The organism is Polyangium sp. 15x6, assembly GCF_029960785.1.
Lineage (GTDB): Bacteria > Myxococcota_A > Polyangia > Polyangiales > Polyangiaceae > Polyangium.
In genome coordinates this window covers 122199-128877 of record NZ_JASBQE010000028.1, presented here as the reverse complement: position 1 = coordinate 128877, position 6679 = coordinate 122199, and the positions used below count along the sequence as shown (strand labels likewise).

The 6679-nt window shown below is 72.5% G+C and carries 9 protein-coding genes; 6 read left to right on the top strand and 3 right to left on the bottom strand.

Going from position 1 to position 6679, the window contains the following annotated elements:
• The first annotated feature begins 286 nt into the window (after positions 1 to 286).
• Genes QHF83_RS22015 through QHF83_RS21995 form a run of 5 tightly spaced genes read left to right on the top strand, consistent with a single transcriptional unit; the run spans position 287 to position 3520 of the window.
• Positions 287 to 1297, top strand: a complete 1011-nt coding sequence (locus QHF83_RS22015) for a hypothetical protein (protein ID WP_282419863.1) — start codon at positions 287 to 289, stop codon at positions 1295 to 1297.
• A complete protein-coding gene (locus tag QHF83_RS22010; RefSeq protein WP_282419862.1) occupies positions 1294 to 1590 on the top strand; it encodes a hypothetical protein in 297 nt (98 codons plus the stop codon). The genes QHF83_RS22015 and QHF83_RS22010 overlap by 4 nt, the downstream gene beginning before the upstream one ends.
• A complete protein-coding gene (locus QHF83_RS22005; protein ID WP_282419861.1) occupies positions 1574 to 2764 on the top strand; it encodes a radical SAM protein in 1191 nt (396 codons plus the stop codon). The genes QHF83_RS22010 and QHF83_RS22005 overlap by 17 nt, the downstream gene beginning before the upstream one ends.
• On the top strand, positions 2748 to 3056 hold the full coding sequence (locus QHF83_RS22000; RefSeq protein WP_282419860.1) for a hypothetical protein: 309 nt from the start codon (positions 2748 to 2750) through the stop codon (positions 3054 to 3056). The genes QHF83_RS22005 and QHF83_RS22000 overlap by 17 nt, the downstream gene beginning before the upstream one ends.
• Positions 3053 to 3520, top strand: coding sequence for a hypothetical protein (locus QHF83_RS21995; RefSeq protein ID WP_282419859.1), 468 nt, complete (start codon positions 3053 to 3055; stop codon positions 3518 to 3520). The genes QHF83_RS22000 and QHF83_RS21995 overlap by 4 nt, the downstream gene beginning before the upstream one ends.
• On the opposite strand, the gene QHF83_RS21990 is transcribed toward QHF83_RS21995, so the two are convergent.
• The 3 genes from QHF83_RS21990 to QHF83_RS21980 form a co-directional block, all read right to left on the bottom strand.
• Positions 3521 to 4309: an RMD1 family protein gene (locus QHF83_RS21990; protein WP_282419858.1), complete on the bottom strand. Its 789-nt coding sequence runs from the start codon at positions 4307 to 4309 to the stop codon at positions 3521 to 3523.
• 105 nt (positions 4310 to 4414) lie between these two features.
• On the bottom strand, positions 4415 to 4894 hold the full coding sequence (locus QHF83_RS21985) for a hypothetical protein (RefSeq protein WP_282419857.1): 480 nt from the start codon (positions 4892 to 4894) through the stop codon (positions 4415 to 4417).
• A gap of 360 nt (positions 4895 to 5254) precedes the next feature.
• Positions 5255 to 5491, bottom strand: coding sequence for a hypothetical protein (locus QHF83_RS21980; RefSeq protein ID WP_282419856.1), 237 nt, complete (start codon positions 5489 to 5491; stop codon positions 5255 to 5257).
• Between the two features lie 267 nt (positions 5492 to 5758).
• Between QHF83_RS21980 and dapA the strand changes: the two genes are divergently transcribed.
• Positions 5759 to 6670: a 4-hydroxy-tetrahydrodipicolinate synthase gene (gene dapA / locus QHF83_RS21975; RefSeq protein ID WP_282419855.1), complete on the top strand. Its 912-nt coding sequence runs from the start codon at positions 5759 to 5761 to the stop codon at positions 6668 to 6670.
• Positions 6671 to 6679 lie beyond the last annotated feature (9 nt).

The window sequence follows — 6679 nt, the reverse complement described above, 5'->3', positions numbered from 1 at the left end:
GGCGGCATGGGCGGCTCGGGTGGTGCCGGCGGCGCGGGCGGCGCGGGCGGCATGATGGGCACCGGCGGCGCGGGTGGCATGATGGGCACCGGCGGCGCGGGCGGCATGATGGGCACCGGCGGCGCCGGCGGCAGGATGGGCACGGGCGGCGCCGGCGGCACGGGCGGCATGCCCTGATTCGCCGGAAAAACCCCCGTTGATCGATTCGTCGGCCTCCGGGCGCCTCGCGCGTTCGGAGGCCGATGCGTTTTTCCAGCAGCACGAACCGCGCTAGGCTGCCCTCGTGATGACATTGCGCGCGGGGGTGCTCGCCTTCGTGCTCGGGCTCGCCTCCGTGGCCTCCGCCGAGCCGGCCGCGCCCGACCCGCGCGCAAAGGCGAAGGCCACGTACGAGCAAGCCGAGCGAGCCGCCGCCGAGCTCAGGTTCGGCGAGGCGCTCGCGGGATACGACGCGGTCCTTTCGCTCGATCCCTCCGCGCCGTTCGCCCGGATGGCCCGCGCGCGCGCCGCCGACCTCCGCGCCCACGCCGAGGGAGACTTCGCGCCCCTCGCGCGCCTCGAAGCCGTGCGCCGGACCCCGGCCCCGGACCGCGCCACCATCGAGGCGCTCGAGCGTGACGCCGCGACCTTCCCGCCCGGCCGCGTTCGCGCCGAGGCGCGGCTCATCGTGGCCGAGGCGTTCTGGCATCGCTTCGACGAGCCGAGCCGCGCCGCGGCCGCGCTCGGCCAGGCGATCGAGGATCCCTCGGCGGACAAGCTCACGCGCGCGCTCGCGCTGAACGAGCTCGCGGCGCTCGAACGGGAGCGGGGAGATCTCGCGGCGGCCTACCGCGCGGTCTCGCGGTTTCCGGATCTCGTTCCGAGCCTGTACGCCGAGATCGGCCGGCTCGTGCGTCGCGAAAGGCTCGCGCGGGTCGCGGCGGGCGTGCTCGGCGCGCTCGGGCTCGTCTTCGCCGTGTCGGTCGTGCGGCTCCTCCGGAAGCCGGGTCGGGATCCCGAGGCGATCGTGCGTGCCGTGATCCGCCCCTCGTCCGTGGCCTTCGCGCTCTACCTCGGGGGCGCGGCGGCGATCCTGGTCCGGCATCACGGCGAGGGCGACGTGCGGCCGTTCTTGTGGCTCGGGTTCGGCGTGCTCGGCGTGGACATCGCGGCGCGGGCGTGGCGGCTCGGATCACGTGACGGGCGCGCCGCCGCGCGGGTGGGCCGCGCGATCGTGTGCATGCTCGGCGTGCTCGCCGCGGCGTTCCTCTCGCTCGAAGGAGCCAACGCCGGCTATCTGGAGAGCTTCGGGTTGTGAGGGACGAACGGGACGACGGGAACGACGCGCGCCGCGATCCGGAAGGCGCGGTGGAGATCGGGCCGGGGCCGATCACGCCGGACGAGATCCTCGTGGTGCGGAGGGGCCCGGGGGCGAACTGCTCGTCGGTGGGGAGCGCGCTCGATCTCCTGTTCCTCTCGGCCGTGGCCGCGGGCGTGGTGATGGCGGGGATCGCGGCGGCGTTCGAGGGCGGCGCGGAGGCGCGCAAGGAGAAGGGACGCGGCGAACGCGACGGAGAGCGCGACGAGGGGGGCGATGCGGGCGCGCGTTGAACCGTTCGGCGCGTGGGTGCGGCTCGACGACGGCACGCTCGTGGCGATCGATCGCGGCGCGGCGGAGCGGCTCGGCCTCGCGGGCGGCGCGGCGTGGCAGGACGCGGCGACGACACGCCGGGCGAGGCCGCTCGAAGCGCACGTCGCGGTCACGTCGCGGTGCGGGGCCGGGTGCAAAGGGTGTTACCTCGACGCGCGGCCCGACGGCGAGAGCCCGCCGTTCGAGGTGATCACGGCGCGGCTTTCGGCGCTCGCGGCGGCGGGCGTGTTCACGGTGGCGTTCGGGGGCGGCGAGCCGCTCGCGCGCCCTGATCTCGGCGAGCTCGGCCGCGCGGCGCGGCGCCTCGGGCTCGTGCCGGTCCTGACCACGAGCGGCATCGGCATGACGGACGAGCGGGCGCGGGAGATCGACAGCTTCGCGCAGGTGAACGTCAGCTACGACGGCGAGGGCGCGGCGTACGGCGAGGTGCGCGGCTGGGAAGGCGCGCGGGTCGCGGAGCGGGCGATGCGGCTGCTCGCGGAGGCGGGCGTGCCGTTCGGGATCAACGTGGTGCTCACGCGAAAGACGTTCGACGCGCTCCCCGAGACCGCGCGACGGGCCGCGTCGCTCGGCGCGCGCGAGCTTCAGCTCCTCCGGTACAAACCCGCTGGCCGCGCCGCCGACGTCTCGTACCTCGCGACGCGGCTCTCGCCCGCGCAGGTCGACGCCCTCGGGCCCACGCTCGAAGCGCTCTTCGCCGCGACGAACCTCCCGATCCGCGTCGACTGCTCGCTCGTGCCGCTCCTCTCGGGCCACGTGCGCGACGCGGCGGCGCTCGCGCGGTTCGGCGTGCTCGGCTGCGAGGCGGGGCGTTACCTCGCGGCCGTGCGGATCGACGGCGCCCTCGCGCCGTGCAGCTTCGCGCCGGCCGCGGACGCGCGGACCGAGGACGCGTGGCACGGCGGCGCGGGCGCGGCCTGGGCGACGGACGCGACGCTCGAAGCCTGGCGCGCGCCGCACGACGCCGAGCCTTGCCGTTCCTGCGAGATCCGATCGGTGTGCCGGGGCGGATGCCGCGTCGTCGCGACGCACCTCGGCGGCGCGCTCGGCCCCGATCCCGAGTGCCCGCGCGTCCGCGCGCACCGCGCGAGAGCGCAGAACGCAGAGGAACACACACGTGCCGAAGGCGCCTAGGCGACTCCTGATCGCGCTCGCGTTCGGCTTCGTGGGGGCGGCGCTCGCCTACGTCGTGCTTCGCCTGATCGAGTCCGTGTGGTTCCCCGAGCCCGACCCGACGATCGTCATCTGGTCGGATCGAAGCCGCTTCGTGTGGCGCGCGCTCCTCGCGGCGTATGCCGGCGGCGCGGCGACCTTCGGCGGCCACGCGCTCGCGACGCGCTCGATCGAGGCTGCCGCCGTCTGGCTCGGCCGCGCCACTTTCGCCGCCGCGCTCGCGCTCGCTCTTCAAGGAGCGCTCGTCCCGTGACGCCCGAGCTCCTCCGCCGTGTCGCGCTCGTCCACGGCGTCCTCGCCTGGATCTCGGCCGTCGCCCTCGTCGCGCTCGCCGCGGCCCTCGTACGCCTCCGCGACGACGCCCGCATCTCCCGCTGGATCCGCCTCGCTTCCGCGGCGACGACCTCCCTCGCCGTGGCCTCCTTCGCAACGGGCGTCTGGCTCGACCTCCCCTACCGCACCCACCTCCGCCAGCGCCTCTTCCTCGCCTCGCGCTCGCTCGGCTTTCTCTTCGAGCGCAAGCTGCACCTCTCCTTCGGCGTGCTCGTCTTCGCCGGCCTCGCGCTCGCGGCCCTCTTCGCCGCGGGCGCGACCAGCCACGACGCACCCTCGCGCGCCCTGCGCCGCGCCTCGCGCACGGGCTACGTGGCCTCGGCGTTCTTCGCGCTCGCCGCGTGCGTCATCGGCACCCTCGTGGCCATGCGCGCTCGGTTCTGATCAGTTGAGCTTCAGCAGACTCAGCACGATCTCGAACACGATGAGCGCCACGATCGCTGCTTCGAGGAAGACCATGCGGCGCGTCTGGCTGAACTCGATCAAGGTCTGCAAGGTCTCGCGGATCGTCGACAGCTTGATCTCCAGCGCCTTGTGCCGCTCCTGGATCTCGAGGTTGTTCCGCAGCTTGTCGTGCAGCCGATCGGCGGCCTCGTTCTCCCAGGTGAGGTCGGGTTTGTCGAGCAGCGAGATCGCCGTGATGATCTCGACCTGCGACGCCATCGCCGTGCCCACGAACCGCACGAAATCTCGCGTCCGGCCGAGCGTTCGGCCTTCCCGCGCGACATCGCCGGCCACCGCGCCCACGCGATCCAGGATCGCCTGCACGTCCTCGTCGTAGTAGTCGATGGCCACGGACTGCGCGAGCACCGTGGCGATGACGTCGAGCGTGATCGGATCGACATCGGGCACGACGACCCGATCGAAGCGCACCTCGACCGCGGATCCCGAACGCACCTCGACGAGGAAGCTCTCGCGCAGCGGCGGATGCGGCTCCTGCGGCAGCTTCTTGTTGAAGGTGCCGACGATGCTCTCGCGCTCGGCATCGGGCACGTTCACGAACACGATCGCGCCGAAGTCGAAAAGGTACGCGAGCCTGTCGCCGTCGAGCGACACGACGAGCTGCGTCTTCGTCGAGCGGATGCCGCGATCGGGCGGCAACCAGGCCTCCACCTCGCGCAGGTTGAAGCGCGACGCGTACGAGTAAGCTTCGACCGGATAGATGCGGGACATGGCGGTTTCGGGCCCGCGCCGCGCGTGCCCGCCTGCCTCAGTGTCCCCGCCTCGACGCTCCCGCGCAACGTGCCGCCGAGACACGTCCGGGGCGCTGCGCCGTTCTTAGAAGCTCGCCTGAAAGACCGGGATCTTCACCTCGCGCGCCTGCGTGACCCCGAACTTCGCGATCTCCTCCTGCGTGTACAGCGGGCGGATCTCCACCGCGGGCACACCGAGCGCGAGCCGTCCTTCGTGCATGTCCACGAACGACATCGGCACATGCACCGGCCGCTTGCTCGTCCTCGGCAACGCCGGCTCTCCCGCGGGCTGGTTCTGCACCGGCTCGTTCGGGTAGTTCTCCGGCGCTTTGTAGAGCGTGGCGTTCAGCGTCACGATGATCGTCGGGATCACCAGCGCCATCCCGCCGGCCAGCATGTAGAGCGGCACCTCGGCCGGCGGGGCTGCCTGCTCGATGAAGTATCCGCCGATCCCGCCGCCCACCGCGGCGAGCGGCGGAAAGACGAGGTACGGCCAGCCCTTGCTCACGCCGACTGCACCCATGGTGATCGCGACGATCTCGCCGCCGAGCAAGGCGCCGCCCACGATCCCCTTCCCGGTCCCGACGACCGGCTCGGCTCGGGCTTCGCTCGGCTGCCCCGTGAGCGTTGCGACCCCCAGCGCCGCCGCGCAGGCCCACGCACTGATCCTGGACCGACCGTGGGGCAGAGACCCCACACCCCTTCGTGCCGTACGACCCAAAGCCATGCTCTCCCGCGCCCGTCCGCCGGAGGGCCGGGCAGCTAGCTCATCCGGTGCGCGAGCCTAGCATGGTATTCGAAACGCTCGTGCGCTCGTCCCGAGGGGGACGCCTCGCGTCCCCCTCTCGGCCAGGCAGAGCCCGGCCGATTCACCCCCCGAGGGAAGATCGCTTCGCGATCTTCCGAGCATCGTCCGATGCTCTCGTTAGTTGAGCAGCTTTCGCGACAGCTGGCGCACCGCCTCCCGCGCCGCCCTGTGCATCGCGCGCTCGACCTGCTTCGACGTCGCGTCCCCTCGCACGACGATCGCGCAGGAATCTCCCTCCATCTCGAACCTCGCGGCCGGCTCGGCCGAGGAAGCCTCCCCAGCCGCGCGGATCGGGATCTCGACCTTGAGCGAGCCCACCTGGAGCTCGACGTATCCCATCAGAGCTTTGTCCATGAGCGACTGCATGGCCGGAACGTGCGTCCATGCCCCGCGCTTGGCAAGGTCGCGTCCGCGCCCCGAGCGCGGGGCCCATCCAGCGCGTCGCCGCGCGAGGCCTCGGAACCCTCGCCCCTCGCGTGCTCGATCCGGCCTCGATCCTTCGCCGAACCCGCTTCCCTGCCCGCGTTTTCTCCTCGTTCCCCCGTCCGTCCTCGTCGCGACGTGCGGCCGGGGCCGCGGAAACTTGACGTGCTCCGCGAAGCCATCCAAGGTCGCGCGCTGATGCAAGCCCTCACGTTCTCAGGCACGTTCACCGCGCTCGTCACGCCGTTCACCGCCGATGGCGACGCCGTCGATCTCGCCGCGCTCGACGCCCTCGTGGAGGCGCAGATCGAGGGTGGCGTCTCGGGCCTCGTGCCTTGTGGCACCACGGGCGAGTCGCCCACGCTCTCGGACGAGGAGCAGGTCCTCGTGATCAAGCGTGTCGTCGAGGTCGCGAAGGGACGCGTGCCGGTCGTGGCCGGGACGGGAACGTTCTCCACGAAGAAGACGATCAGCGCGTCGAAGGCGGCGCTCGCCGCGGGCGCCGATGCCGTGATGATCGTGATGCCGTACTACAACAAGCCCTCGCAGGACGGCATGCGCGAGCACGTGCTCGCCGTCGCGCGCGCGGTCCCCTCCCCCGTCGTGCTCTACAACATCCCGGGCCGGTGCGTGGTCGACCTCTCGGCGGAGACGACGGCGCAGATCTGCGAGCGCGCGCCGAACGTGGTCGCGCTGAAGGACGCGACCGGCAACGTGCTCCGCTGCCAGGAGCTCAAGCGCAAGCTCGGCGACCGGCTCACGGTCCTCTCGGGCGACGACGCGCTCACGCTGGCCTTCGGCGCCGTCGGCGCGAGCGGGGTCATCAGCGTGAGCTCGAACGTGAAGCCGCGTGAGGTCAGCGAGGTGACCCGCGCCCTCCTGGCGAACGATTTCGCGCGGGCGCAGGCCTGCCATTTCGCGCTCGTCGAGCTCCACAACGCGATGTTCCTCGAGCCGAACCCGGCGCCGGCGAAGGCGGCGCTCGCGGCGATGGGGCGCATGACGCCCGCGGTGCGGCAGCCGCTCCTGCCGGCGAGCGATGCGACGCAGCGCAAGGTCGCTGACGCGCTCGCGCACCTCGACGCGCATTTCCCGAAGGCCGCGTCGTGAAGCTCGCGG

Bases quoted from the DNA above. Each gene is read 5' to 3' on its own strand.
- QHF83_RS22015 (WP_282419863.1), top strand. From the start codon at position 287: ATGACATTGCGCGCGGGGGTGCTCGCCTTCGTGCTCGGGCTCGCCTCC.
- QHF83_RS22005 (WP_282419861.1), top strand. From the start codon at position 1,574: ATGCGGGCGCGCGTTGAACCGTTCGGCGCGTGGGTGCGGCTCGACGAC.
- QHF83_RS21990 (WP_282419858.1), bottom strand. From the start codon at position 4,309: ATGTCCCGCATCTATCCGGTCGAAGCTTACTCGTACGCGTCGCGCTTC.
- QHF83_RS21980 (WP_282419856.1), bottom strand. From the start codon at position 5,491: ATGGACAAAGCTCTGATGGGATACGTCGAGCTCCAGGTGGGCTCGCTC.
- dapA (WP_282419855.1), top strand. From the start codon at position 5,759: ATGCAAGCCCTCACGTTCTCAGGCACGTTCACCGCGCTCGTCACGCCG.